Origin of the sequence: Flagellimonas flava (assembly GCF_050617915.1) — a bacterium.
GTDB classification, from domain to species: domain Bacteria; phylum Bacteroidota; class Bacteroidia; order Flavobacteriales; family Flavobacteriaceae; genus Flagellimonas; species Flagellimonas flava_A.
The window spans coordinates 1-249 of record NZ_JBODQE010000118.1; the positions used below are offsets into that span (position 1 = coordinate 1).

A 249-nucleotide genomic window follows, 5' to 3' on the forward strand; every position below is an offset into this window, starting at 1 on the left:
GTAGTGCTAATTTCCCGGGGCGGGTGGTGCACCGTCACGGTGCGCTACGACAGGGCGTCGGTGCGAAACGACGAGTTGTTCGCTCAATGCCTGCAGGCGGGTTTCGAGGAAATCCTTGCGCTGGCCGGTGATCCGGCACCGCGTGTGCTGCCGGCGTCGTTCGATACTCAAGGAGCCGGTTCAGTGCCTCGATCGGTGTCGGGCTCATGAGCGCCGCTGACGAGCAGGGGGAAGAGCGGGCGACGCGGA

1 protein-coding gene is annotated in these 249 nt (G+C 65.5%); it reads left to right on the forward strand.

The window, feature by feature from the left end; translation table 11 throughout:
- The coding region (locus ACRHOZ_RS21200; RefSeq protein ID WP_431130327.1) for a hypothetical protein at nt 1-210 on the forward strand (210 nt) is incomplete at its 5' end.
- Between the last annotated feature and the right edge of the window lie 39 nt (nt 211-249).